21 protein-coding genes, 1 pseudogene and 1 riboswitch are annotated in these 23,391 nt (G+C 70.1%); of the genes and pseudogenes, 5 read left to right on the top strand and 17 right to left on the bottom strand.

All coding sequences use genetic code 11. The annotated features are described in order from the left end of the window. Positions 1–64: 64 nt before the first annotated feature. The 4 genes from MMG85_RS09915 to MMG85_RS09900 are packed head-to-tail and all read right to left on the bottom strand — an operon-like array spanning position 65 to position 4,023. Positions 65–2,038: a hypothetical protein gene (locus MMG85_RS09915; protein ID WP_241045890.1), complete on the bottom strand. Its 1,974-nt coding sequence runs from the start codon at positions 2,036–2,038 to the stop codon at positions 65–67. Between the two features lie 30 nt (positions 2,039–2,068). Then, positions 2,069–2,704: a hypothetical protein gene (locus MMG85_RS09910; RefSeq protein WP_241045889.1), complete on the bottom strand. Its 636-nt coding sequence runs from the start codon at positions 2,702–2,704 to the stop codon at positions 2,069–2,071. Positions 2,705–2,719: 15 nt separating this feature from the next. Continuing rightward, positions 2,720–3,382 (bottom strand): PspA/IM30 family protein, encoded by a 663-nt coding sequence (locus MMG85_RS09905; RefSeq protein WP_241045888.1) that lies wholly within the window; start codon positions 3,380–3,382, stop codon positions 2,720–2,722. After that, complete coding sequence (locus MMG85_RS09900) at positions 3,382–4,023, bottom strand: DUF2170 family protein (protein ID WP_241045887.1); 642 nt, start codon at positions 4,021–4,023, stop codon at positions 3,382–3,384. Before MMG85_RS09900 ends, MMG85_RS09905 begins: the two co-directional genes overlap by 1 nt. 275 nt (positions 4,024–4,298) lie before the next feature. On the opposite strand from MMG85_RS09900, the gene MMG85_RS09895 reads away from it, so the two are divergent. Further along, on the top strand, positions 4,299–5,345 hold the full coding sequence (locus MMG85_RS09895; protein ID WP_241045917.1) for a glycerophosphodiester phosphodiesterase: 1,047 nt from the start codon (positions 4,299–4,301) through the stop codon (positions 5,343–5,345). Positions 5,346–5,351: 6 nt separating this feature from the next. On the opposite strand, the gene fabB is transcribed toward MMG85_RS09895, so the two are convergent. Together fabB and fabA are read right to left on the bottom strand one after the other, a co-directional pair. Continuing rightward, complete coding sequence (gene fabB / locus MMG85_RS09890) at positions 5,352–6,560, bottom strand: beta-ketoacyl-ACP synthase I (protein WP_241045886.1); 1,209 nt, start codon at positions 6,558–6,560, stop codon at positions 5,352–5,354. Further along, positions 6,560–7,075 carry a 3-hydroxyacyl-[acyl-carrier-protein] dehydratase FabA gene (gene fabA, locus MMG85_RS09885; protein WP_241045885.1) on the bottom strand — a complete coding sequence of 172 codons (516 nt, stop codon included), beginning with the start codon at positions 7,073–7,075 and terminating at the stop codon, positions 6,560–6,562. Before fabA ends, fabB begins: the two co-directional genes overlap by 1 nt. A gap of 213 nt (positions 7,076–7,288) precedes the next feature. On the opposite strand from fabA, the gene dinB reads away from it, so the two are divergent. Further along, the gene (gene dinB / locus MMG85_RS09880) at positions 7,289–8,359 is read left to right on the top strand and encodes a DNA polymerase IV (protein ID WP_241045884.1); all 1,071 of its coding nucleotides are present in this window, start codon (positions 7,289–7,291) and stop codon (positions 8,357–8,359) included. Between the two features lie 118 nt (positions 8,360–8,477). Beyond that, positions 8,478–8,957, top strand: coding sequence for a hypothetical protein (locus MMG85_RS09875; protein ID WP_241045883.1), 480 nt, complete (start codon positions 8,478–8,480; stop codon positions 8,955–8,957). A 17-nt stretch (positions 8,958–8,974) separates the two neighbouring features. Here the strand turns inward: MMG85_RS09875 and btuB are convergent, their stop codons facing one another. The 3 genes from btuB to MMG85_RS09860 form a co-directional block, all read right to left on the bottom strand. After that, positions 8,975–10,840 carry a TonB-dependent vitamin B12 receptor gene (gene btuB / locus MMG85_RS09870; protein ID WP_241045882.1) on the bottom strand — a complete coding sequence of 622 codons (1,866 nt, stop codon included), beginning with the start codon at positions 10,838–10,840 and terminating at the stop codon, positions 8,975–8,977. A gap of 126 nt (positions 10,841–10,966) precedes the next feature. Continuing rightward, positions 10,967–11,188, bottom strand: a riboswitch (cobalamin riboswitch). 135 nt (positions 11,189–11,323) lie between these two features. After that, positions 11,324–11,695, bottom strand: a complete 372-nt coding sequence (locus MMG85_RS09865) for a TfoX/Sxy family protein (RefSeq protein WP_241045881.1) — start codon at positions 11,693–11,695, stop codon at positions 11,324–11,326. Beyond that, on the bottom strand, positions 11,692–12,177 hold the full coding sequence (locus MMG85_RS09860; protein WP_055939594.1) for a GAF domain-containing protein: 486 nt from the start codon (positions 12,175–12,177) through the stop codon (positions 11,692–11,694). The genes MMG85_RS09865 and MMG85_RS09860 overlap by 4 nt, the downstream gene beginning before the upstream one ends. Before the next feature lie 131 nt (positions 12,178–12,308). Between MMG85_RS09860 and bioD the strand changes: the two genes are divergently transcribed. Further along, positions 12,309–12,977, top strand: coding sequence for a dethiobiotin synthase (bioD, locus tag MMG85_RS09855; protein ID WP_241045880.1), 669 nt, complete (start codon positions 12,309–12,311; stop codon positions 12,975–12,977). A 178-nt stretch (positions 12,978–13,155) separates the two neighbouring features. Here bioD and MMG85_RS09850 read toward each other — a convergent pair whose 3' ends face one another. The 3 genes and pseudogenes from MMG85_RS09850 to MMG85_RS09840 form a co-directional block, all read right to left on the bottom strand. Further along, on the bottom strand, positions 13,156–13,548 hold the full coding sequence (locus tag MMG85_RS09850) for a phasin family protein (protein ID WP_055939599.1): 393 nt from the start codon (positions 13,546–13,548) through the stop codon (positions 13,156–13,158). Positions 13,549–13,703: 155 nt separating this feature from the next. Continuing rightward, complete coding sequence (gene queD, locus MMG85_RS09845) at positions 13,704–14,060, bottom strand: 6-carboxytetrahydropterin synthase QueD (RefSeq protein WP_241045879.1); 357 nt, start codon at positions 14,058–14,060, stop codon at positions 13,704–13,706. A gap of 143 nt (positions 14,061–14,203) precedes the next feature. Then, a pseudogene (locus MMG85_RS09840) lies at positions 14,204–15,493 on the bottom strand (DEAD/DEAH box helicase); the annotation flags it as partial. 401 nt (positions 15,494–15,894) lie between these two features. Here MMG85_RS09840 and MMG85_RS09835 point away from each other — a divergent pair. Beyond that, positions 15,895–16,662 (top strand): Crp/Fnr family transcriptional regulator, encoded by a 768-nt coding sequence (locus MMG85_RS09835; protein ID WP_241045878.1) that lies wholly within the window; start codon positions 15,895–15,897, stop codon positions 16,660–16,662. A gap of 85 nt (positions 16,663–16,747) precedes the next feature. Here MMG85_RS09835 and cydC read toward each other — a convergent pair whose 3' ends face one another. Genes cydC through MMG85_RS09810 form a run of 5 tightly spaced genes read right to left on the bottom strand, consistent with a single transcriptional unit; the run spans position 16,748 to position 23,390 of the window. Next, positions 16,748–18,433, bottom strand: coding sequence for a thiol reductant ABC exporter subunit CydC (cydC, locus tag MMG85_RS09830; RefSeq protein WP_241045877.1), 1,686 nt, complete (start codon positions 18,431–18,433; stop codon positions 16,748–16,750). Beyond that, positions 18,430–20,115, bottom strand: a complete 1,686-nt coding sequence (cydD, locus tag MMG85_RS09825) for a thiol reductant ABC exporter subunit CydD (protein ID WP_241045876.1) — start codon at positions 20,113–20,115, stop codon at positions 18,430–18,432. The genes cydC and cydD overlap by 4 nt, the downstream gene beginning before the upstream one ends. Beyond that, a complete protein-coding gene (locus tag MMG85_RS09820) occupies positions 20,112–20,837 on the bottom strand; it encodes a sulfite exporter TauE/SafE family protein (protein ID WP_055939614.1) in 726 nt (241 codons plus the stop codon). Before MMG85_RS09820 ends, cydD begins: the two co-directional genes overlap by 4 nt. Beyond that, positions 20,827–21,021 carry a cbb3-type cytochrome oxidase assembly protein CcoS gene (ccoS, locus tag MMG85_RS09815; protein WP_241045875.1) on the bottom strand — a complete coding sequence of 65 codons (195 nt, stop codon included), beginning with the start codon at positions 21,019–21,021 and terminating at the stop codon, positions 20,827–20,829. The genes MMG85_RS09820 and ccoS overlap by 11 nt, the downstream gene beginning before the upstream one ends. Continuing rightward, the gene (locus tag MMG85_RS09810; RefSeq protein WP_241045874.1) at positions 21,018–23,390 is read right to left on the bottom strand and encodes a heavy metal translocating P-type ATPase; all 2,373 of its coding nucleotides are present in this window, start codon (positions 23,388–23,390) and stop codon (positions 21,018–21,020) included. The genes ccoS and MMG85_RS09810 overlap by 4 nt, the downstream gene beginning before the upstream one ends. Position 23,391 lies beyond the last annotated feature (1 nt).

The raw sequence follows: 23,391 nt of genomic DNA, 5'->3' as shown, positions 1-23,391 counted from the left end.
GGGCGGTCGATGCGGAAATCGGAGCCGGCGGACAGGGTCGCCGGCACGGTTCAGGCGTGGCGCGTCAGGCGTCGGTCGCTTCGGCCGGGCGTCCCGGCGCCGGCAGGCCGGCACCCGCCAGCCGACCCAGCAGCTGCGAGGCGATCGGGCTTTCACCCACGATGCCTTCCAGCGCCTTGCCCAGCGAGATGCCCTTGGTCAGCGCATTGAACACGCCGCCGTCGCCGCCGATCAGCTCGATGTTGGCGTTCTTCAGTGCGCCGGCCAGCACCTCGGCGTTCTCGCGCGAGATCGCCTTGCCCGCATCGATCGACGCCAGCAGCTGGCGCAGCTGGGTTTCCAGCAGCATGCGGAATTCCTCGTGGCTGCGCGCATCCGGGCTCATCTTGCCCATCGCGTCGAACTTCGAGGTCAGGCCCTCGGCTTCGGCGGACATCTTCTTGGCGATGTTGCTGGCTTCGGCATCGCCCATCGCCTGGGTGGCGCTGGCGTTGGCCTGGCCCAGCTTCTGCGTGCCGTCGGCTTCGGCGGTCAGGCGTTCGTTGAGCACGCGCGCATCGGCGTTGCCCTGCTTGTAGGTCGCATCGGCCTTGGCTTCCAGCACGCGGGCTTCGGCCAGGCCGGTCTTCTCCATGGCCACGGCGTTGGCTTCGCGCACCTGCGCCTCGGCCAGGCCGGGCGCCGCGCTTTCGGCGCGCACGCCGTCGGCCAGCACGCGCTTGGCTTCGGCCTGCTTGCCCGCGGCCTGCAGTTCGGCGTCGGCCAGCACGGTCATCTCGACCGCGCGGTGGCGGGCGGCCTGCTCGGCGGCTTCGGCGGCCTTGACGTCCTTGACCAGCGTTTCCTGCGCGGCGGCTTCGGCGGCCAGCACGGTCACCTGCTTGGCGCGGTCGGCTTCGGCGATCTCGCGGGTTTCCTTGATCTTCTCTTCGGCCACGGCGACCGTCTGCTCGATCTGGGTACGCTCGCGCACCACGTTGGCCACTTCCATGCGGCCCTGCTCGACCACCTTGTCGCGGTCGACCTGCTGCATCTGCACTTCCTTGTCGGTATTGACGCGCTCCAGCTGCTCGGCGCGGGCCACACGTTCGAGTTCGATGGCGACGGCGCGGCGGCGGTTCTGCTCGGCCACTTCGACCTGGCGCAGCTGCTCCTGTTCGCGGATCTTGATCTGCTCCTCGGTCTCCAGGCGCGCGCGCTCGGAGACCTGGCGCTGCTCCTCGATCACCTTGGCGGTCTCGGCCGCTTCACGGGCGCGCACGGTCTCGACCTCGCGGTGCTGGCGGGCCTCGGCCTCGGCCTGCTGGCGCTCGAGCGCGAGCAGCGCCTCGCGCGCTTCGGTGTTCTTCTTGGTGATCGCCAGCTTTTCGTTCTGCTCCAGCTCGTTGGTCTGCACGTTCTGGCGCGCGGTCAGCTCGGTGATCTTGCGGATGCCTTCGGCGTCCAGGATGTTGCTGGGGTCGAGCAGGTGCTTGGGCGTCTGTTCCAGGTAGTCGATGGCGACGTCTTCCAGCACGTAGCCATTGAGGTCCTGGCCGATGACGGCGACGATCTCGTCACGGAATGCCTGGCGCTTGTCGAACAGTTCGGTGAAGTCGAACTTCTTGCCGACGGTCTTCAGCGCCTCGGAAAACTTGGCGTTGAACAGTTCGTCCACCGCATGCCGGTCGGACGCGCGGTCGGCGCCGATCGCCTTGGCCACGCGCAGCACGTCGCCGGGCGTCTCGTTGACGCGCAGGTAGAACGCCACCGCGATGTCGGCGCGCATGTTGTCCTTGCAGACCAGGCCTTCCTTGCCGCGGCGGTCCACCTGCAGGGTGATCAGGCTGATCTTCATCAGCTCGGCCTTGTACAGCACCGGGATGATCAGCGCGCCGGTGAAATGCACCTTGGGCTGCGCGCTCATGTCGTTGACGATGAGGGCGGTGCCCTGTTCGACCTTCTTGTAGAAGGCCTTGAAGATGCCGATGAAGCCGAATCCCAGCACCAGCAGGACAACCAGGCCGATGGCGAAGGGGAGGATGGTGGCAGTGCTCATTGCAGAACTCCTTGTAGACGGCGCGGGTGCTTACTGCTGGTGGAAGGCGGTTTCGGACATGACGCGGTAGGTGTTGTCGCTTTCTAGGTGCTCGATCAGCACGACGCGGTCGCCGCGCGACAGGCGCTCGCCCGGCAGCGTGCGGACCTGCAGGATCAGGCCGGCGCCGCCGTCGTCGAAGTGGGCGCGTCCCGTGCCGGCATCGGCATAGGGCGAAATCACGGCGCCGGCGCGACCCAGCACGGACGGCGGCACCGGCGGCCGCAGGCGTGCGATGACCGCGGCCAGCGGGCGCAGCAGCAGCGAGGTCACCAGTGCGCCGGGCAGCAGCGCGGCGATCAGGGTGCCGGCGCCGGCGATCCAGCGCAGGCTGTCCGGCAGGTGCTGCAGCAGGAACAGGTGCGCGAAGTAGGTGATCAGCCAGCCGAAGAACGACAGGACCGTCAGCACCAGCATCATCGGTACGCCGGACAGGCCGAGCCTGGCCACCATGCCGGCGACCACATTGGGTTCGGCGGTGTCGCCGTCGGTGGTCAGCCAGCCGTCGACCGTGTCGAGGTCGACGATGCCCGTGGCCGCCAGCAGCCAGTACACCGTGCAGAACGCGAGCAGCACGCTGTAGACCAGTGTCGGAAAGGTCAGTGCGGTGTTCAGGAACTCGGTCATGGTGGCTCCCCTGTGTCAGCGCTTGCGCGCGGATGACGTGATGCGCTTGCGGGCGCGGTCCAGCACGGCCTGTGCGGGGTCGGCGGCATTCTTCTTGCTCTTGCCTTCACTCGCGGCGCTGCTTGCCGGCGTGGGCGCGCGACGCTGCTTCATCCGCGCGGCGGACGCGAACGCCGGCTCCGGATACAGCAGGTCGCCGGGCTGCCGACGCGCCACGGTCGCCTGCGCCCGCTGCAGGCTGTTGGAGGCACGCAGGATGTCCAACTGGTGCTTGAGCCGGCGCAGGCGCCCTTCCAGTTGCTCCACGACATGCGCGAACTGGCGTTCCTGCGTGGCGAGCTGCTGGCTTTCCGCTGCGCGCTGGCGGCGTTCGGCCTGGAGCTGGACGACCTCATCCGCGGCCTTGCGCGCCTGCGTGGCGCGGCTCTGGCGCAGGGCGGCCTCGACCTTGGCTTCCATCTCGCCGATCCGCGTCGCCAGCGCCGCCTGGTGCTGCTCGCTGGCGACGCGGCGCGCCTTCGCCGCCGCGTGCTCGCCGCGCGCGCCATGCAGGGCATCGTCGACGGCGCGGATCTCCTCGTCGAGCAGGCGCTCGGCACGGTCGCCCATCACGGCGCCGGCCAGTCCTTCCATACCCTCCTGGATCCGCTTGAACAGCGTCTTCAGCGTGTCGGGCATCAGGCCTTCCTCCGCGTCGCCGTGCGCAGGAAGGGCCGGTAGGCGTCGGTGGCGCTGATGACGTTCTCGGCCAGCGTCTCGATCTCGAACATGACGTTGGCCAGGCTGGAGTGCGTATCGAGCGCGCCGAACATGGTGTAGCCGGCGACGCCGCCGATGCGCTGCATCCCGATCGTCGAGAGCGGCAGCAGCACGTGCGTGCTGAGCACGTGCGCGTTGAACGCGGCCGGATCGACCACGTCCTCCACCGGCCACAGGTAGGCCTCCACCAGGATCTGTTCGCCACCGACGGCGAGGAATACCGACAGGTCGCCGTACTCGTGCATCACCAGATGCAGGCTGGGTTCCGCGCCCTCGATGGTCTCCAGGCTGATCAGCCCGTCGCGCACGGTGCTGGCCTGCTGCAATGCATGGCGGATGGCGGCGACGGTCCAGCCGGCTTCGGCGGGTTGCGTGGGCAGGTAGGGGATACCCGCGTCGCGCTCGGCATCGCGCATCGACTTCTCGATGGCGGCCAGTTCCTCGGCGTACTCCGGCCGGATCCACACGTCCTTCTTGACCAGGCCCTGCTCGCGCATGCGCTCCCGATAGTTGCGGACATGCAACGTGGAGGCCTTGATCGCGGGGCGCGGGGCTGTCATGAAATGGAATCTATGGCTTACATGTAATGCTGTCAAGCGGCGTGGCGGGATGGCGCTACCGGCGTCGTGGCCGGGGTGGAGCTGTCGCAGGCCTGTAACAGGCGGCATGCAAACTGCGCCCTGCAACGAGGCATCTCTCTCCTCCCGCGTTGCACCGGAGCCTGGCGGAAGCCGGGCTTCGTGCTTTCCGGGCCCGCCGCCGGCCGTGGCATGCTGGCCTTCATGAGGATATGTCCATGCCGTTCGCCCGCCTGTTCCTTCTGCTGATGGCCGTGATGCCGGTACTGCCCGCGCGGTCAGGCGACGTGCCGGAGAAGCCGCTCGTCATCGCCCACCGCGGCGACAGTGCGCATCTGCCGGAGCACACCCTGGCCGCGTACGCGCGTGCGATCGATGCCGGGGCCGACTACATCGAGCCGGACCTGGTCGCCACCCGCGATGGCGTGCTGGTGGCGCGCCACGAGAACGAGATCGGCGGCACCACCGACGTCGCGCAGCGGCCCGCGTTCGCTGCCCGCAAGCGTCGGCAGGTGATCGACGGCGAGGTGTTCGACGGCTGGTTCACCGAAGACTTCACCCTGGCGGAACTGAAGACCTTGCGCGCACGCGAGCGCCTGCCCGAGCTGCGCGGCACCGCACACGATGGCCGCTACGGGATCGCGACGCTGGACGAGATCATCGCGTTGGCGGCCGACCACGCCGCACGCAGCGGGCGCAGCATCGGCCTGATTCCCGAGCTCAAGCATCCCAGCCACTTCCAGCGCATCGGCCTGCCGATGGAGCAGCGTCTTCTGGATACGTTGGTGGCGCACGCCTACACGCGCGAGGCGCCGGTGGTGATCCAGTCGTTCGAGCAGGCCAACCTGCGCGCGTTGCGCGCGCGCCTGGGGCCGTCGCAGCGGAACATCCGCCTGCTGCAGTTGCTGGGTCCGGCGGACGCGCAACCGGGCGATGCGCTGGCCGCAGGAAAGCCGACCCGCTATGCCGACCTGATGACGCCGGCGGGACTGCAGGACATCGCCGGCTATGCCGAGATCATCGGTCCCTGGACGCGCCTGCTGATCCCGGTGGCGGAAGACGGCACGTGGGCGACACCGACAGCGCTGATGGCCGACGCGCGCACGGCGGGCCTGCAGGTGTGGCCGTACACGTTCCGGCCGGAGAACCACTTCCTGCCGGCGGCGCTGCGCGAAGGCGACGATCCGCGCACGCGCAGCGAGGCGGGATCGCTCGCCGAGATCCGTGCCCATCTCGCGCTGGGGATCGGCGGATTCTTCACCGACGATCCGGCGCTGGGGCGGCGCGCGGTGGACGCGCGCTGAGCCGGGTCAGACCCGGCCGAACACCAGGCTGGCGTTGGTGCCGCCGAAACCGAAGCTGTTGGACATCACCGTGTCGAGCGTCGCATCGCGGCTGGTCTGCACGATGGGGAAGCTCGCGGCGTCCTCGGCCAGCGTCTCGATGTTGGCCGAGCCGGCGATGAAACCGTCGCGCATCATCAGCAGGCAGTAGATCGCCTCGTGCACGCTGGCCGCGCCCAGCGAGTGGCCCGACAGCGCCTTGGTCGACGAGATCGGCGGCAGCGTGTCGCCGAGCGCGTTGCGGATCGCTTCCAGTTCGATCACGTCGCCCAGCGGCGTCGAGGTGCCGTGCGTGTTGAGGTAGTCCAGCGGCGCGGTGACGCCTTCCAGCGCCATCCGCATGCAGCGCACGGCACCTTCGCCGGACGGGGCCACCATGTCGGCGCCGTCGGAGGTCACGCCATAGCCCAGCAGTTCGGCATGGATGCGCGCGCCGCGCTTCACCGCGTGCTCGTAGTCCTCCAGCACCAGCATGCCGCCGCCACCGGCGATGACGAAACCGTCGCGGTCGGCGTCGTACGGACGCGAGGCGTGGGCGGGATCGTCGTTGCGCTTGCTCGACAATGCGCCCATCGCATCGAACATCATCGTCAGCGCCCAGTGCAGTTCCTCGCCGCCGCCGGCGAACATGATGTCCTGGCGGCCGGCGCGGATCAGGTCCGCCGCCGCGCCGATGCAATGCGCGGAGGTCGCGCAGGCGGCGGAAATCGAATAGCTCACGCCCTTGATCTTGAATGCGGTGGCGAGCGTGGCCGACACGGTCGAGCACATCGTGCGCGGCACCATGTACGGGCCCACCTTGCGGATGCCGCGCGCACGCAGCAGGTCGGCGGCCTCGATCTGCCATTCGGCCGACCCACCGCCGGAGCCGGCGATCAGGCCGGTACGCGGCTGGCTGACCAGCGTCTCGTCCAGGCCGGCATCGGCGATGGCGTCGCGCAGCGCGATATGCGCGAACGCGGCGGCGTCGCCCATGAAGCGCTTCTGCTTGCGGTCGATCTGCGCCTCCAGGTCGATCTCCGGCGCGCCACCGACCTGGCTGCGGAAACCGAGTTCGGCGTACTGCGGAATGTGGCGGATGCCCGAGCGGCCTTCGCGCAGCGCAGCCGATACGGTGTCCGCATCGTTGCCCAGGCAGGAGGTGATGCCCAGGCCGGTGATGACGACGCGGCGCATCAGAAGTTCTCCGTCGAGGTGAACAGGCCCACGCGCAGATCGCGCGCGGTGTAGATCTCGCGGCCGTCGACCAGCATGCGGCCGTCGGCCACCGCCAGCACCAGCTTGCGGTTGATCACGCGGCTGATGTCGATCTCGTAGCTGACGCGCTTGGCGGTCGGCAACACCTGGCCGGTGAACTTCACTTCACCCGAGCCCAGCGCACGGCCGCGACCGGGCGCGCCCAGCCAGGTGAGGAAAAAGCCGGTCAGCTGCCACATCGCGTCCAGGCCCAGGCAGCCCGGCATCACCGGGTCGCCGAGGAAGTGGCACTGGAAGAACCACAGGTCCGGATGGATATCCAGTTCGGCGCGCACCATGCCCTTGCCATGCGCGCCACCGTCCTCGCGGATCTCGGTGATGCGGTCGAACATCAGCATCGGGTCGTTGGGCAGGCGGCCGCTGTCGGGGCCGAACAGTTCACCGCGCGCGCTGGCCAGCAGCTGTTCGCGCGAGAAGGAAGCGGGGGCGTTCATTGCGTCGTCCATTCTGCGAAGCGCAAATAATGCACACATGTGCATACGCTTGTCTTGATGCAGATCAACCGGTTTTTTCCATACGCCGCCGTACCATCGGCGCGACGCAATTGCGGCAAGGGTTTCGCGCGTTTTGTCCGCAAGTCCACACGCAACCGTATCGTTTGAAGATGCGTCCATGCGATCGCGTACGGCGGCCGATATCATCGCGTGATGCGCAAGATCATCCACATCGACATGGACGCCTTCTACGCGTCGGTGGAGCAGCGCGACGATCCGTCGCTGCGCGGACGACCGGTGGTGGTGGCGTGGCGCGGCGAGCGTTCGGTGGTCTGCGCGGCGTCGTACGAGGCGCGCGTGTTCGGCGTGCGCTCGGCGATGCCGGCGGTGCGCGCGGAGCGGCTGTGCCCGCAGGCGGTGTTCGTGCCGCCGGACTTCGCGCGCTACAAGGCGGCGTCCCGGCAGGTGCGCGAGATCTTCCTGCGCCACACCGACCTGGTCGAACCGCTGTCGCTGGACGAGGCCTATCTCGACGTCACCACGCCGAAGTCCGACCTGCCGACGGCCACCGCCGTGGCCGAGACCATCCGCGCGCAGATCCGCGAAGAGACGCAGCTCACGGCATCGGCCGGCGTGGCGCCGAACAAGTTCCTGGCCAAGATCGCCTCGGACTGGCGCAAGCCCGATGGACAGTTCGTGCTGCGCCCGCACCAGGTGGAGGCGTTCCTGACGCCGCTGCCGGTCGAGCGCATTCCGGGCGTGGGCAAGGTGATGCAGGGCAAGCTAAACGCCGACGGCATCCACACGGTCGGCGATCTGCGCGCGTATCCGCAGCATGAACTGGAAGCGCGCTACGGCAGCTTTGGCGGTGGCCTGTACCGGCGCGCACGCGGTATCGACGAGCGACCGGTGGAACCCGACCAGCCGGTGCAGTCCATCTCATCCGAGGACACCTTCGCCAGCGACCTGCTGTTGTCCGAACTGGAGCCGCACATCGTGCGCATCGCGGAAAAGGCATGGCAGGCCAGCCGCAAGACCGAGCGTGTCGGCCGCACGGTGGTGCTGAAGTTGAAGACGTCGCAGTTCCGCATTCTCACGCGCAGCTTCACGCCGGAGTCGCCGCCGGCATCCGCGCAGGAGTTCATCGCCATTGCGCTGGCGCTGCGCGAGCGCGTCGATCTGCCGCGCGCCACCCGCTATCGCTTGGTCGGCGTGGGCCTGTCGGGATTCCGCGACCGGGACGAGATGGCGACGCAGCCGGGCTTGTTCGACACCTGCGCTTGATCGCGGTCACGGCGCCGCTGTGGCGGCGGTCGGCGACGCTGGCACTCGCATTGCGTCCCTGCCAGCACGCCGCCGCGCACGGCGCTAGGCTCGTGTCGTCAACCGGGGGAGGCAGACGATGGAAGCGATCCGACAAGGCGCGGCCGCCGAACTGTGGCAGTCGCTGGTGCGCGAGGCCTGCGCGCGGTGTGGACAGACGCTGGACGAAGCGCAGGAAAGTTACCTGGTCTTCGTGCTGTTGCGGCACCAGCGCGACGGCCATCTGCTGGCGCGCACGCAGGCGCTGGAATGGCTGGATGCGCAGTTGCGCGTGGGCAGCGCGCGCGCCGACGCGCTGCGCGACGTGGGCGACCGCTGCCTGCTGATCGCGGGGCTGTTCCCCGCGCTGGCACAGCGCCGACGGGTCAGCGTGGACTACTTCATCGACCTGGGACGCGGCGCCTACCAGGGCGTGGCCGACAGCGGGCGCAGCGGCTATGCGGAGCTGTTCGCGCAACTGGCGAACAGCTACCACCAACTGGTCGCGGCATTGCGCGGCATCCGCGGTGAACGGTTCGCCGATGCGTGGACCCTGCACGGCGTGCGCAGGGTCCACTGACAGGATCGCCTGCGCGATCAGTCGCGTGCGCGGTAACGCAGGCTCAGGCCGTACTCGCGACCGGGCTGGTTGTACCAGGCGATCGTTTCGTACTGGCGGTCGAACACGTTGCTGGCGCGCGCCTGCACCGACCATGTGTCGGTGATGGCGTACTCCAGGCGCAGGTCCAGCGTGCCGTAGCCCGCCAGGCGGACGCTGTTGGCGACGTTGTCGTAGCGGTGGCTGGCGCCGTTGGCGGTCAGGCCGACACGGAAGTCGCCGAACGCACGGTCCAGGTCGACGCGCGCGGTGTTGCGCGCACGCCGCGGCAGCAGGTTGTCGTGCGTGACCCCGGCAGTGCGGTTGCGCGGATCGGTGTGGCTCAGTTCGGCACTGATGTCGATGCCGGCCAGCGTCACCGCGCCGGTCAGTTCGGCGCCGCGGATGCGGGCTTCCTCGATGTTGACGATCTTGAAGCTGCTGTCGTACCCGATCAGCTCGTCCACGCGCGTGTCGTACACGTTGAAGGTCCAGTTCCAGCCGTCGCCGTACTGCGCGACGCCCAGGTTGAGGCTGCGCGACTCTTCCGGTTCCAGGTCGGGATTGCTGAAGCCGGGGTAGTACAGGTCGTTGAACGTGGGCGCCTTGAAACCGGTGCCGGCGCTGGCGGTCAGCTTGAAGCCGCGGGCCAGGTCCATGCCCCAGCCCAGCGTGCCGGTGGCGTGGCTGCCGAATTGTTCGTTGTCGTCGTTGCGCACGCTGGCCTGCAGGCGATGCGCGCCGAAGCGGCCCTGGTACTCGACGAAGACGCCGGTGTTGTCGCGCGTGTCCACGGTGAACGGCGTGGTGCTGGTGATCTCGTCGCGCAGCCAGTCGGCGCCGGCAGTCAGCAGATGCTGCTCGCCGACCGCGAAGTCGCCCTGCAGCGAAGCGTTGTCGCGGCGCGTATCGAAGGTGCTGACATAGGTGCGCGTGCCGGTGGCGGCGTTGGCGAAGTGGTTGTCCGACTCGTCCGAAGCGCTGCCGAACTGCGTGGTGAGCGTGGTCCGGGTGGACGGCTTCCACGTCAGCTTGCCGCCCAGCACCCGCTGCACGTTGTCGGCTTCGTTGCCGCTGAAGCTGCTGCCGTCGAATGCGTTGAAGGCATCGGCATTCAGCGCGTGGCCTTCCAGCGTCAGCGTGTCGGTGAATCGGTAGCCGCCGCGCACGTTGAGCGAGACGTTGCGGTAACCGTCGTCGTCGGGCTCATCGGTGAAGCAGCCCTGGAACAGCGTGCCCGAACCGCGGCAGGCGTTGATGCCATCCGTTTCCTGGTAGGCCGCATTCGCGCCGATCCAGCCGCGCTCGCCGCCGTAGGCGAAACCGCCGCTGGCTTCGCGCAGGTTGTGGCTGCCGCCGCCGATGCGCAGCTCGCGCGACAGGCCCTGGCCGCCACGACGGGTGAAGATCTGGATCACGCCGCCGATCGCTTCCGAGCCGTACAGGCTGGAGCGCGGGCCGCGCACGATCTCGATGCGCTCGATCTGGTCGACCGGCAGGTCCTGGAAAGACGCCAGGCCGGCCGTCGCCGAGCCGATGCGGATGCCGTCGACCAGCACCAGCACCTGGTCGGACTCGGTGCCGCGCAGGTTGAGGGTGGTCAGCTTGCCCAGGCCGCCCTGGTTGCTGAAGCCGACGCCGGCGCGGCCCTTCAGCACGTCGACGAGCGAACGGGCCTGGCTGCGCTCGATGTCCTCGCGCGTGATGACCTGCGCGGGTACCAGGCTGTCCTGCAGCGGAATGTCCGTGCGCGTGCCGGTGACGACGACTTCGTCCAGCTCGGTGGCGTCCTGCGCCTGCGCAGCGAACGGCAGGGCCAGCGCGACCGCGGCGGCAAGAAGGGAAAGGGAATGACGGCTGTACATCGGATTCGAACTCCATCGCGCGCCCCGCGCGCATTTTTTCGGCGTGGAGTTGCGACAGAGAGGGAAACGTTGCGGACAGCGCGGCATACGAGCGGCGGCGCGGCACGCCGCGACGCCCTCCGCATCGCAACCAGTGGACTTCCGGGCCGGTCTCCGGGCTTGCGAAGGCGTGCACGATGCACGCTGCCGGGGCGCCTTCCCATGCGTAAGTCGCACAGTGGCCGATGCCGCGGTTGTCTTCGCCTACCGTTGCGGGGGCAGCGCCGGAATGCCGCCTGCGCGGGTCACCGGCTTCCCGTTTCAACCCGGACGCGGACGCCGCGGGTCACCTGAAAGCGCGCGCAGTATACGCGGGACGATGCGCATTGCGCCCGCCGGGCGTTATCCAAGCGGAAGGTGCTTTGTAGGAGCGGGCCATGCCCGCGATGCTTTTGCCGCGACGTCCCGTTGCGTAAGCGAACTGGCGCGCGACGCTTGCTGGCGTCAGTCCTCGCCGCCGGGCGAGTCGAACAGGTTGAGCGACGGGCCGGCGTCGTCTTCGCGCTCGGTGTGCGTGGTGGTGACCGGGCCGGCGGCGGGACGGCCGCGCGGCGGCGGCAGCAGGGCGGCGGCGGCATCGTAGGCCACCAGCAGTTCGGCGCGGCGGTCTTCGGGGAGCTGCTGCCAGTGGCAGTCCAGCAGGGCGCCTTCCAGCGCGTACAGCAGGTTGAGGCTGGGGCGGAAGCCCGCGCGCTTGACCCGGATGAAGGCTTCCACCGCGCCCACGCCCTCCAGGTCCTCCTGCGTGCGCAGGCCGACCTGGCGGAGCCAGGCGGCGGACTTGGGGCCGATGTTGCGCAGCTTGGTGCCTGTCATGTCAGCGAATCCACGAAGATGGCGGCGATGCGTTCCATGCCCGCCTGGTCGTCGGCATCGAAGCGCGCCAGGCGGGGACTGTCCAGGTCGAGCACGCCGACCAGTTCGTCCCCTTTCACCAGCGGTACCACCAGTTCCGAGCGCGATGCGGAATCGCAGGCGATATGGCCCGGGAAGGCCTCCACATCGTCCACGCGCTGGGTCTGGCGGGTGCGTGCGGCGGCTCCACAGACCCCCTTGTCCAACGGGATCCGCACGCAGGCTGGTAAGCCCTGAAACGGACCGACCACCAATTCCCGGCCATCGAAGAAATAGAAGCCCGCCCAGTTGAAGTCGGGCAGCGCGTGGTACAGCAGCGCGGCGAGGTTGGCGGCGTTGGCGATCCGGTCCGGTTCGCCGGCCAGCAGGGCGCGGGCCTGTTCGGCCAGCTGTGCGTATTGTTCCGGCTTGCTGCCGGTGAGCGTTTGCGAGGCGAATGACATGCGGCCGATTCTACTCCGCCGCTACGGTGGGGGCCGGATATCATCGCGGGCATGAATGTGCATTACCCGAACGCTGCGGCGACCGGACACGTGGGCGGCATCGCCGTCGCGGGCTCGTGATGGACCGCGCCATGGACCGCCTGTTCGTCACCGGCACCGATACCGGGGTCGGCAAGACCGTCGCCAGCGCCGCGCTGCTGCATGCCTTCCGTGCGCGCGGATTGCGTGCCGTCGGCATGAAGCCGGTCGCCAGCGGGTGCGTGGCGACGCCGGACGGCTGGCGCAACGACGATGCGCTGGCCCTGCAGGCGGCGAGCGATCCGGTGCCGCCCTACGACGACCTCAATCCGTATGCGCTGCCCGCCCCGCTGGCGCCGGAGATCGCCGCGCGCGAGGCAGGCGTGGATGTGCAACTCGGCGTGCTGGTGTCCGCGTTCGAGCGCCTGCATCCGCTGGCCGACCTGGTGCTGGTGGAAGGCGTCGGCGGTTGGGCGGCGCCGCTGACCGCCACGCTGGACCAGCGCCATCTGGTGCAGGAACTGCGCCTGCCGGTGGTGCTGGTGGTGGGCATGCGGCTGGGCTGCATCAACCACGCGCGACTCAGTGCGCGGGCGATCCAGGACGACGGCGCCCGCCTGGTCGGCTGGATTGCCAACGAGGTCGATCCGGACATGGAACGCCGCGACGAGAACTTCGCGCTGCTGTCCGCGCGCCTGCCGGTGCCGTGCTGGGGCAGGCTGCCGTATGCGCCGGGCGCCAGCGCGAGCGCCCAGGCCCGGCATCTCCACCTCGACCCGTAGCGTGCGCCAGGCGCACGTATCGGGCGCCATGAGGTCGTGCGCATGGCGCACGCTACGTGGCGGAGCCCGATTGCATGACACGCCGCGGCAATAAAAAACCCGGCAGCGTGGGGGCTGCCGGGTCGGCTGCGCGGAGGGAGGGGGAGCCGCGCAATGAAAACGGTGGAGCGGGCGGGTCTTACTTGCCCTTGGCGGCCTTGGTCGCCTTGGCCACGGAGGCCTGGACGTTGTCGGTCGCGGACTCGAACTGGGTCTTCACCAGCTGGCCGAAGGCCTCACCGGTCTTCAGGCTCAGGCCGAACACTTCCTGGCTGGCGGCGACGACGCGCTCGGCGTTGTCCTTGGCCACCTGCATGCCCTTCGGCCACAGGGTCTTGTAACCCTCGAGGTCGCGGGTTTCGGCCAGCTCGCCGAAGAAGGCGGTGGTGGCGTCGATGTTCTTCTCGAAGGTCTTCAGCTGCACGCCGAACACGGTCTCGGCGCTTTCCAGGGCCAGGCGGTTGGCGCGCGAGGCAGCGGCGGCGAACTGGTGGGTGAACTGGCTGAAGCTTTCGTTGAATTGCGTGGTCATGGCGTGCTCCTGAAAGGGGATTTCCATCTGTTGCGATGCAGCATAGGCAGATCTATGTTGCAGTGCAATAAGTGGCGTATGGAAATCCGACGAACGGTCAGGAGCCGTTAAAAATCAAACGCTTGTATGCACTGGTATGAAACCGGTTCCATGCCCTACGGGCCGGTGTAGCGGCACCCTGACGTGCAGGTTTCATGCACCACGATGGCGCTCAGCAGCGGCAGCACCGGCTTGGTCTGGTCCCAGATCCACTTCGCCAGCTGCTCGCTGGTGGGGTTTTCCAGGCCGGGGATGTCGTTGAGGTAGTGGTGGTCCAGCCGCTCGTAGATCGGCTTGAAGGCGGCCTTCACGTCGGCGAAGTCCATCACCCAGCCGGCCGCCGGATCGACCGGGCCGGAGAGGTGCAGCTCGATGCGGAACGAGTGGCCGTGCAGGCGCGCGCACTTGTGGCCTTCCGGCACGTGCGGCAGGCGGTGGGCGGCTTCGACGGTGAAGACCTTGAAGATGTCCATGCGACGGTTCCGGAAGCGGTGGAACGCGCGGCACCGGTCAGGTGCCGCGCGGGTGGATCAACTCAACGCGCGGGACGCGCCTGGCCCTGGCCCTGGCGGGCGCCGCCGGTGCGGCCGCCGTCGCGGCGCGGGCCGCTGCTGTGCTTCTTGGGGCCTGCATGGGCGTGGCGCGGCGCCTCGCTGTGCGGACGGCGCGCGTGCTTCTGCGGGCCGTTGCGGCGCGGGGTGCGCTCGCCGGCGGGCTGCTCGGCCTTGCCCGGGGCGCTGTTGCCCCAGCGGATCGGCGTCTGCGGCTCGAAGCCCGGCACGTCGCGCAGGTCCACGTCGCGGCCCAGCATGCGCACGATGGCGCGCAGATACTTGGCTTCATCCTGCGCCACCAGCGAAATCGCCTCGCCCGTCGAACCGTTGCGGCCGGTGCGGCCGATGCGGTGCACGTAGTCCTCGGCCACCATCGGCAGGTCGAAGTTGATCACCTGCGGCAGCTGGTCGATGTCGATGCCGCGCGCGGCGATGTCGGTGGCCACCAGCACGTTGATGCGGCCGGCCTTGAAGTCGCTGAGCGCGCGCTGGCGGGCGCCCTGCGACTTGTTGCCGTGGATGGCGGCGGTCTTGATGCCGCTCTTGTCCAGGAACATCGCCAGCTTGTCGCTGCCGTGCTTGGTGCGGGCGAACACCAGCGTCTGCAGGCGGCTGTCCTTGGCCAGCAGGTGCAGCAACAGGTCGCGCTTGCGGCTGCCGTCGACCGGGTGGACGCGGTGAGTAATCGTTTCGGCCACGGTGTTCTTCGGGGTGACCTGGATCTGCTTGGGATCGCGCATGAACTCCATGGCCAGTTCGCGGATCGGCTCGGCGAAGGTGGCGGAGAACAGCATGGTCTGGCGGTTCTGCTTGGGCAGCTTGGCCAGGATGCGCTTGATCGACGGCAGGAAGCCCATGTCGAGCATGCGGTCGGCTTCGTCCAGCACCAGGATCTCGATGCCGGACAGGTCCACGCTGCGACGCTCCAGGTGGTCGATCAGGCGGCCCGGGCAGGCGATCACCATGTCCACGCCACGGCGCAGCGCGTCCAGCTGGTTGCCCATGCCGACGCCGCCGTAGATGGTGGTGCTGGGGATGCGCAGGTACTTGCCGTAGCCACGCAGGCTGTCGTGCACCTGCACGGCCAGCTCGCGGGTGGGGGTCAGCACCAGCGCGCGCGGCTTGCGCGGGCCGCGGGCGGCGACTTCCTGCGGGGTGGTGGCCAGGTACTGGATCAGCGGCAGGCCGAACGCGGCGGTCTTGCCGGTGCCGGTCTGGGCGCCCGCCAGCAGGTCATGGCCGGCCAGGGCCAGCGGGATGGCCTGTTCCTGGATGGGGGTGGGCTGGGTGTAGCCCTGTTCGTCGAGCGCGCGCAGCAGGGCGGGCGCCAGGCCCAAGGTTTCAAACGTCATGGTGAAAGCTCCAAAGCCGGCCGGCCGGACACGCACGCAACGCCGGCACAACGAAGTGCGGCAACGTAGGACGCGCAGAATGCGGCAAGACCGTGACTCGAAGCGTTCCCTGAAACCGCGCTGCGAGAAGGGGTGCGGAGGCGCCAAAACGGCGGATCCGAGCTTGCGCAACGAAAGAAGTCGGAGCGGGGCGGGCGCGGGAACTCGCGGGGGAGTTCCCTGCGCCGGCGGACCATCGGGGAAACGAACGGCCGCAGGCAAGCGGCGCGCACTGTACCCGAATCCGGGCCTGAATGGGGGAACGGGGGCTGAAACCGTCGTCTGCGACCGATTGTCGCAGCCCGGGAATCAGTGACTTGCAGGCGTATCATCGCTTTGGAAGACCCGCCCAGCCGACCGCCATGAGCCTTCGCATCCTCCGCCAGAACGACGCCCCGGTGCCCGCTGCGCCGGCCGATGGCGTGGTCTGCCAGGCCAATGCGGCGGGCTGCGGCGGCTGCCTGGTGCGCCACCTGGCCATCTGCGCGGCCCTGCCAGTGTCCAAGGCCCATGCGATGGAAGCCCTGGCCGACGACGCCCGGCTGAAGGCGGGCGAGGCCCTGGTCCGCGAGGGCGAGCCGCGGCGCGGCGTGTTCACCGTGACCAAGGGCGCGCTGCGCCGGATCCGCCTGCTGCCGGACGGGCGCCGGCTGGTGGCCGGCTTCCTGATGCCGGGCGACTTCATCGGCTTCTCCGGCACCTCGCATTACAAGCACACGATCGAGGCGATCACCGACAGCGCGCTGTGCGAGTTCTCGATGGCCGACATGCGCAGCCTGTGCCACGACCATCCCGAGCTCGAGCGCGAACTGCTGGAGCGCGCCTGCGTGGAACTGGATGCGACCCGCGGCAACCTGATGTCGCTGGCCCGGCTCAACCCGATGGAGCGGCTGGCGGGCTTCCTCGTCGACATGGCGCAGCGCCGCCGCCGCCAGGGCCAGGACGACAGCGAGGTGGTCCTGCCAATGACGCGCACCGACATCGCCGACTACCTGGGCTTGACCGTGGAAACCGTCAGTCGCAGCTTCACTCGCCTGCGGCAGGAGGCCAGCATCGCCACCGACGACCCGCACCACGTGCGCCTGCTCAACCGCGCGCGCCTGGATGCGTTGGCGGAAGCGCGGGGCTGAGGCGCGGCGCTTCCTGTAGGAGCGACGTGAGTCGCGACCGCACGCCATCGGTTCTCCGGCCCTGTGGTCGCGACTGACGTCGCTCCTACAGGGGGATGCTCTCCCTGATCAGCTTTCCATCGCGCAGCCGGTAGCGCGTGTCCACCACGCCGTCGGGCAGTTCGGCATGGCTGATGATCAGCACGCTGCGTCCCTTCGCGGCATCGGCGAGGTCGCGCATCAGCGCGTCGGCGGTGTCCTGGTCGAGGCCTTCGGTGGGTTCGTCGAGCAGCAGCAGCGGCGCGTCGCGCAACAGGGCGCGCGCCAGCGCGATCCGGCGCGACTGGCCAGCGGACAGCGTGGCGCCGTTCTCGCCGACCCAGGTGTCGAGGCCGGCGTCGCGGAAGCGGCCGTCCAGCTTCACCTGCGCCAGTACCTGCCACAGGCGCGCGTCGTCCGCTTCGGGGTCACCGAGATGCAGGTTCTCGCGCACGCTGCCGGAGAACACCGGCGCGTCCTGCGGCAGCCACGCGATGCGCGCATGCCACTGCGCCGGTTCCAGCGACTGCAGGTCGTCGCCGGCGAAGCAGATGCGGCCTGCCTGCGGCATCCGCAGTCCCAGCACCAGCGCCAGCAGCGACGACTTGCCTTCGCCGCTGTCGCCGGCCACCAGCACATGCTCGCCGGGCGCGACGTGGAGGCTGGCGCCATCCAGCACGCGCCGGGTCGTGCCTGGCCAGGCGAACACGATGTCGTGCAGGTCCAGGGCACCCTCCATTGCCGGTGGCCGCACGCCGGTGACGCTGCCCTCCATCGCGGTCGGATCGACCACATCCTGCAGCCGTTGCGCGGCCACCGTCGCCGCGCGCCAGGCCTGCCATGACGGCGCGATGGCGCTGCAGGCCTCCAGCACCGCGACCGTCATGAAGAACAGGCCGCCGGCCGCGGCGGCGTCCACGCGGTCCGCATGCACCGCCGCCATCAGCACCCACAGCATCGCCGGCAGCGTCAGCGCGGTCACCCCGGCATGGGCCAGGGTGGCGAGGGCGAGCCGCTGCTTGCGCCGGTCCTCCCAATGGGCAACGTCGCGGCTGCGTGCATCCAGCGCCACCAGCCACGCCGCTGTCGCGTCCATCGCCACCAGGTCCTGCTGGCCTTCGATGCCTTCCTGCACGGCGGCCCGCAGGCGCATGCGGGCGCTCGCGCGTTCCTCTTCCAGCGCGGCGACGCTGCGCGCGGACAGCCACGGCGCCAGTACCGCGATCAGCACCAGTGCGACCAGCAGCACGACGCCGGCAAGCGGCAGCACCATCAGTGCCACCGCGACGGCAAACAGGCACAGCGCCAACAGCGCGAACAACGGGCCGAGCGCGCGCACCAGCACCCCGTCGACGGCGTCGATGTCCGCCATCAGCCGCGCCATCAGTTCGCCGACGCGGAACCGGCCCAGCCCCAGCGGCGCCAGCGGCAGCGCAAGCCGGAAGAACCACGCCCGCAAGTCGCGCGCGATCCGCAGCGTCACGTCGTGGCCGAGCAGCTTCTCGCCGTAGCGCGACAGGATGCGCACGAAGGTCAGCGCGCGGATGCCGGCCGACGGGCCGAAGAAGTTGAAGCCGATCGTGGCGCTGCCGGCCAGGGCCGCCGCCGTCAGGAAGTGCCCTGACAGGCCGAGCAGTGCGGTGCCGGCCAGCAGCGTCAGCAGCAGCAACCCGACCGACAGCGCCATGCGCGAGCGATGCCGTGCGATCACGTCGCGCAGCGATGTCGCCTGATCGTCCCGGTGCAGACTCATGGCGTGCCTCCGTCGACGTGCACGCGGCCGTCGCGCACCTGCCAGACCTGCGCCATCGCCGCCTGTGCGGCGGGGCTGTGGGTGGCGAGCACCACGGCGCGGCCCTGCGCGAACTGCCGGATCGCTCGCAGCACGGCGGCTTCGGTATCGGCATCGAGGAAGGCGGTGGGTTCGTCGAGCAGCAGCAGGTCGGGATCGCGCAGGAACACGCGCGCCAGCGCCACGCGCCGCGCTTCGCCGCCGGACAGGCCGAAGCCGCGTTCGCCGATCACCGTGTCCAGTCCGTCGGGCAGGCGCGACGCAAAACGCATGACCTGCGCGGCCTCGGCGGCCTGCTCCAGTTCCGCCTCGCTGGCATCGGGCCTGGCCATGCGCAGGTTGTCGCGCAGGCTGCCGGCGAACAGGAACGGCCGCTGCGGCGCGTAGCCGATGCGCAGGCCGGGCGCGCGCTGCAGGCCGCCCGCGTGCACCGGCAGCCAGCCGGCCAGCGCTTCCAGCAGCGTGCTCTTGCCCTCGCCGCTGGCACCGACCAGGGCGACATGCTGGCCGCGCTGCAACTGCAGCGTGATGTCGTGCAGCACATCGCGCGCGGCGGCGGGATGGCGCAGCGCCACCGCGTGCGCACTGACGAGCGAGGTCCCGGATGCTTGCGTTCCATCGCCAGTCGACAGGGCAGGCTCGTCGACGTCGAGCACCAGCGCGATCTCGTCCATCGCCGCCAGCGCCGCGGCGCGGTCGTGGTAATGCGTGGCCAGGCGCCGCAGCGGCGCGTAGAACTCCGGCGCCAGCAGCAGGCAGAACACGCCCATGCCCAGCGTCAGCGGCGCCGCGCGCAGGTCGAGCATGCCGAGATAGGTCAGGCCCAGGTACAGCGCGATCATCGCCACGCTGAGCGAGGCGAAGAACTCCAGCACCGCCGAGGACAGGAAGGCGATACGCAGCACGCGCAGGCTGCGCACGCGCAGTTCCTCGGCGGCGGCGCGGATGCCCGCCAGTTCCGACGCGCCGCGTCCGTACAGCCGGATCAGGCCCAGTCCGCGCAGGCGGTCGGCGAAATGCCCGCCCATCCGGGTGAGCGCCTGCAACTGGCGCTGGCTGGCCGCCTGTGCGCCCCAGCCGACCAGCATCATGAACGCCGGCACCAGCGGCATCGTCAGCAGCAACACCAGGCCGACGGTGCGGTCGACGACGAACGCAGCCAGCAGGATCGCCAGCGGTACGCCCACGATTTCCGCCCGCAACGGCACGAAGCCGCCGAAGTAGCCTTCCAGCGCATCCACGTGCGCGCCCATGCGTTCGGCCAGCGCACCGCTCTGCTGCGAGCGCACCCACACCGGCCCGCGCGCGACGAGGCCGCGCGCGATGCGCGCGCGCAGGTCGATGCGGATGCGTTCGACGGCACGATCCGCGAGCCGGCGGCTGGCCCATCCCAGGCCGGCGCGCAGCAGCAGTGTCGCCAGCAGGGCACCGAGCAGCGGCAGCAGCGTGACCGGTGGTTCGCCGTCGACGAACGCGCGCTGCAGGCAGAGCGCGATCAGCGCGGCCTGCGGCAGCACCAGCACGCCGCCGATCACGCCCAGTGCACTGGCGGCACGAAGGGGTTTGCGTGCGACATCGCCCAGCGCCTGCAGACGCGTCTTCGCTGTCGCGCGCGTGGGCGCGTCGCTCGCGTCGCCGCTCATGTCGGCAGCGGCTGGCAGCCCAGCGCTGCCAGCACGCCGTGCAGCGCGGGGTGCCGCATCAGCCACGGCGAGGCGATCGTCAGCACGCCGGCGGCGAAGACGAAGGCGGCGGCCGTGCGACGCACCGATGCGCGCTGCCAGTGGCGGCCCAGGCGCGCACCGGACCAGGTCAGCGTCACCATCATCGGCAGCGTGCCCAGGCCGAACACGGCCATCGTCAGCGCGGCATCGCCTGCGTTGGCCTGCAGCCACGCCACCGTCAGCAGGCTCAGGCTCAGGCCGCAGGGCAGCCAGCCCCACAGCGCGCCCGCCACCAGCCGACGCGGCAGCGTGTCCGCCGGCAGCACGCGCGCATGCAGCGGGCGCAGCGCCTGCCACACCCGGGCGCCGGGACGGGCAAGCACGTCGAGTCGGCCACGCTGGTCCAGCAGCCGCAGCGCCAGCAGCACCAGCGCCAGCCCCACGCCGACGCGCATGGCGAGCACCGCGGTGTCGTGCCGCGCCAGCGACAGCAGGCCACCGCCGAAGGCACCGACCAGCGCGCCGGCCAGCGTGTAGCCGCCAACGCGGCCGAGATTGAGCTGCAACGCGCTGCCCCAGCCCTGGCGGGATGAGACGGCGGAAAAGCCGGTGGCGATGCCGCCGCACATCACCGCGCAGTGCGTGCTGCCCACCAGGCCGGCCAGCAGCGCGGCGAGCAGGACCGGGACGTCAGGCGCCATCGCCGCCTGCGCGGACGGGCGGCGGGGCCGGCGCGCGCGGCTGCGCCGGGGCGTCGTCGAGGATGTCCAGCGCCGGCGTGTCCAGGTCGTCGAACTGGCCCTTGCGTACCGCCCACGCGAACGCGGCGATGGCCAGGCCCAGCAGGACCAGGCTGATCGGCAACAGCATCAGCAGGATGTTCATGCCGCCATCTCCGTGGAGGTGCGCGCCAGCCGCAGCGCATTGAGGGTGACCACCAGCGAGGATACCGCCATGCCCAGTGCCGCGATCCACGGGGTCACCAGGCCGGCGGCCGCCAACGGCACGGCGAGCAGGTTGTAGCCGGCCGACCAGGCCAGGTTCTGCTTCACCAGCCGCCGCGACAGGCGGGCGATGCGCACCGCGTCGGCGATGCGCAGCAGCGACGGGCCGGTGGCCACCAGATCCGCCGCCTGCTGCGCCAGCGGTGTGCCTTCGCCCATGGCGATGGACACATCCGCTCCGGCCAGCACCGGCGCATCGTTCAGACCGTCGCCGACCATTGCGACGATGCGGCCTTCCGCCTGCAGCTGGCGCACGTAGGCCAGTTTTTCTTCCGGCGACTGGCGTGCGAGCGCAGCGCCGATGCCGAGCACATGCGCCAGCCGCCGTACCGCCGCATCGCCATCGCCGCTGGCCAGGTGGATCTGCAGGCCCTGCACGCGCAGCGCCGCGACGGCAGCGGCGGCATCGTCGCGTGGCCGCTCATCCAGGGTGAAGCGGGCCGCGCCACGCGTGCCGTCGCCCAGCCACAGCGCGCCGTCGTCGTCGCGACCCGCGGCCCAGTCGGCGCGTCCGAAGCGCCAGTGGCGGCCATCGACCTCGGCTTCCACGCCGAGACCGGCATGGGTGACGACGGACTGGGCCGGCCGGTGCACGTCGACATCGGCGAAGGCCGTGGCGATGGGATGGCCGCTGTCCTTTTCCAGCGCCGCGACCAGGCGCGTGGCCGCGTCCGCGTCCAGTCCGCCGAAGGCGTCCACGGCCACGCGCGCCGGCCGGCCGTCGCTGAGCGTGCCGGTCTTGTCGAACACCACGTCGGTGGCGCGCGCCAGCGTATCCAGCGCTTGCGGCCGCGTGGCCAGCACGCCGCAGCGCGCCAGCGCGCCGTGTGCGGCGGCCAGCACCGCCGGCACCGACAGCGACAGCGCGCAGGGGCAGCTGATCACCAGCAGGGCGAGCGTTACTTCAAATGCGCGTTCGGGCTGGTACATCCGCCAGCCGACGTAAACGCACACCGCGAGCAGCAGCAGCGAGACCACGAAGTGGCGGCCAATGCGGTCGGCCAGCTGCGCCAGCGGCGGCCGATGGCCCTGCGCGCGGTCGACCAGTTCCGCCAGCTGCGACAGGCGCGTCGCGGTGCCGGTGGCGGTGACGCGCAGGCGTGCCGGGCGCTCGCGGCAGGTGGTGCCGGCGTAGACCGTCTCGCCGGCATGGCGGCGCACCGGCCGGGACTCGCCGGTCAGCAGCGCTTCCTCGAAATCGGCGGCCGCGTCCAGCAGCACGCCATCGGCGGGCACGGCGTCGCCGGCGGCCACGCAGACCACGTCCGCCACCCGCAGCGCCGACGGCGGCACCGATTCGCGCGTGCCGTCGTTGCGTTCGCGGATCGCGAACACCGGTTGCGCCCGCGCCAGCGCGTCCACCTGCGCGGTGGCGACGTTGCGCGCGCGCTGTTCCAGCATGCGCGCGGCCAGCAGCAGGAACACGAACATCACCGCCGCGTCGTACCAGACATGCGTGCCGCCGCGGATCGTCTCCAGCAGGCTGGCGAAGTAGGCCAGCAGCGTGGAGCTGGCGATCAGCGTGTCCATGCCCACGTGGCGCGCGCGCAGTTCGCGCGCCATGCCGGCCAGGAACGGCCAGCCGCTGTAGAACACCACCGGCGTGCTGACCAGAAAGGTGAGCCAGCGGAACAGGTCGCGCGTGGGCAGCGGCATCGTCGCGTTGACGTCGAGGTACAGCGCTTCGGCCAGCATCATCGCCTGCAGCGAACCGAGACCGGCCACGCCCAGTCGCAGCAGCCAGCGTCGGCGTTCGGACAGGCGCGCCTGTTCGCGCGCGTCGCCGGTGGCGAGATACGGCCGGTAGCCGAGCATCGCCAGGCGCTTCAGCAGGGCGGACAGCGTCGTGCGCGCCGGATCCCAGGCGATGCGGATGCGGCCGGTAACCGCATTGGCGCTGGTGTCGAGCACGCCGGCCTCGCGCGCCAGCGCGCGGTCGATCAGCCAGGCGCAGGCGGCGCAGCGCATGCCGTCGGTGAGCAGTACGATCTCGCGTCCGCCGTCGATGGCGCGGCTGTGTTCATCCTGCAACTCGGCACGGTCCCAGCTTGCAAGATCCAGCCGGTCGGCCTGCACGCGGTTGCCGTTCGCGCTGCGCAGGCGGTAGTAGCTGCCGAGGTCGGCGTCCTGGATCCACGTCGCGGCGGCGGCGCAGCCCTGACAGCAGAACGCGTGTCCGTCCGCGGTGACAGGAGGCCCGCCGGCGACTGGCTCGCCGCAGTGATGGCAGGACACCACGGGCGCGTCCATG

Source organism: Pseudoxanthomonas sp. LH2527, from assembly GCF_022539275.1.
In the GTDB taxonomy this organism is placed as follows: domain Bacteria; phylum Pseudomonadota; class Gammaproteobacteria; order Xanthomonadales; family Xanthomonadaceae; genus Pseudoxanthomonas_A.
This window is presented reverse-complemented; position numbering and strand designations above follow the sequence as displayed.

Bases quoted from the DNA above. Each gene is read 5' to 3' on its own strand.
- MMG85_RS09915 (WP_241045890.1), bottom strand. From the start codon at position 2,038: ATGAGCACTGCCACCATCCTCCCCTTCGCCATCGGCCTGGTTGTCCTG.
- MMG85_RS09910 (WP_241045889.1), bottom strand. From the start codon at position 2,704: ATGACCGAGTTCCTGAACACCGCACTGACCTTTCCGACACTGGTCTAC.
- MMG85_RS09905 (WP_241045888.1), bottom strand. From the start codon at position 3,382: ATGCCCGACACGCTGAAGACGCTGTTCAAGCGGATCCAGGAGGGTATG.
- MMG85_RS09900 (WP_241045887.1), bottom strand. From the start codon at position 4,023: ATGACAGCCCCGCGCCCCGCGATCAAGGCCTCCACGTTGCATGTCCGC.
- MMG85_RS09895 (WP_241045917.1), top strand. From the start codon at position 4,299: ATGCCGGTACTGCCCGCGCGGTCAGGCGACGTGCCGGAGAAGCCGCTC.
- fabB (WP_241045886.1), bottom strand. From the start codon at position 6,560: ATGCGCCGCGTCGTCATCACCGGCCTGGGCATCACCTCCTGCCTGGGC.
- fabA (WP_241045885.1), bottom strand. From the start codon at position 7,075: ATGAACGCCCCCGCTTCCTTCTCGCGCGAACAGCTGCTGGCCAGCGCG.
- dinB (WP_241045884.1), top strand. From the start codon at position 7,289: ATGCGCAAGATCATCCACATCGACATGGACGCCTTCTACGCGTCGGTG.
- MMG85_RS09875 (WP_241045883.1), top strand. From the start codon at position 8,478: ATGGAAGCGATCCGACAAGGCGCGGCCGCCGAACTGTGGCAGTCGCTG.
- btuB (WP_241045882.1), bottom strand. From the start codon at position 10,840: ATGTACAGCCGTCATTCCCTTTCCCTTCTTGCCGCCGCGGTCGCGCTG.
- MMG85_RS09865 (WP_241045881.1), bottom strand. From the start codon at position 11,695: ATGACAGGCACCAAGCTGCGCAACATCGGCCCCAAGTCCGCCGCCTGG.
- MMG85_RS09860 (WP_055939594.1), bottom strand. From the start codon at position 12,177: ATGTCATTCGCCTCGCAAACGCTCACCGGCAGCAAGCCGGAACAATAC.
- bioD (WP_241045880.1), top strand. From the start codon at position 12,309: ATGGACCGCCTGTTCGTCACCGGCACCGATACCGGGGTCGGCAAGACC.
- MMG85_RS09850 (WP_055939599.1), bottom strand. From the start codon at position 13,548: ATGACCACGCAATTCAACGAAAGCTTCAGCCAGTTCACCCACCAGTTC.
- queD (WP_241045879.1), bottom strand. From the start codon at position 14,060: ATGGACATCTTCAAGGTCTTCACCGTCGAAGCCGCCCACCGCCTGCCG.
- MMG85_RS09835 (WP_241045878.1), top strand. From the start codon at position 15,895: ATGAGCCTTCGCATCCTCCGCCAGAACGACGCCCCGGTGCCCGCTGCG.
- cydC (WP_241045877.1), bottom strand. From the start codon at position 18,433: ATGAGTCTGCACCGGGACGATCAGGCGACATCGCTGCGCGACGTGATC.
- cydD (WP_241045876.1), bottom strand. From the start codon at position 20,115: ATGAGCGGCGACGCGAGCGACGCGCCCACGCGCGCGACAGCGAAGACG.
- MMG85_RS09820 (WP_055939614.1), bottom strand. From the start codon at position 20,837: ATGGCGCCTGACGTCCCGGTCCTGCTCGCCGCGCTGCTGGCCGGCCTG.
- ccoS (WP_241045875.1), bottom strand. From the start codon at position 21,021: ATGAACATCCTGCTGATGCTGTTGCCGATCAGCCTGGTCCTGCTGGGC.
- MMG85_RS09810 (WP_241045874.1), bottom strand. From the start codon at position 23,390: ATGGACGCGCCCGTGGTGTCCTGCCATCACTGCGGCGAGCCAGTCGCC.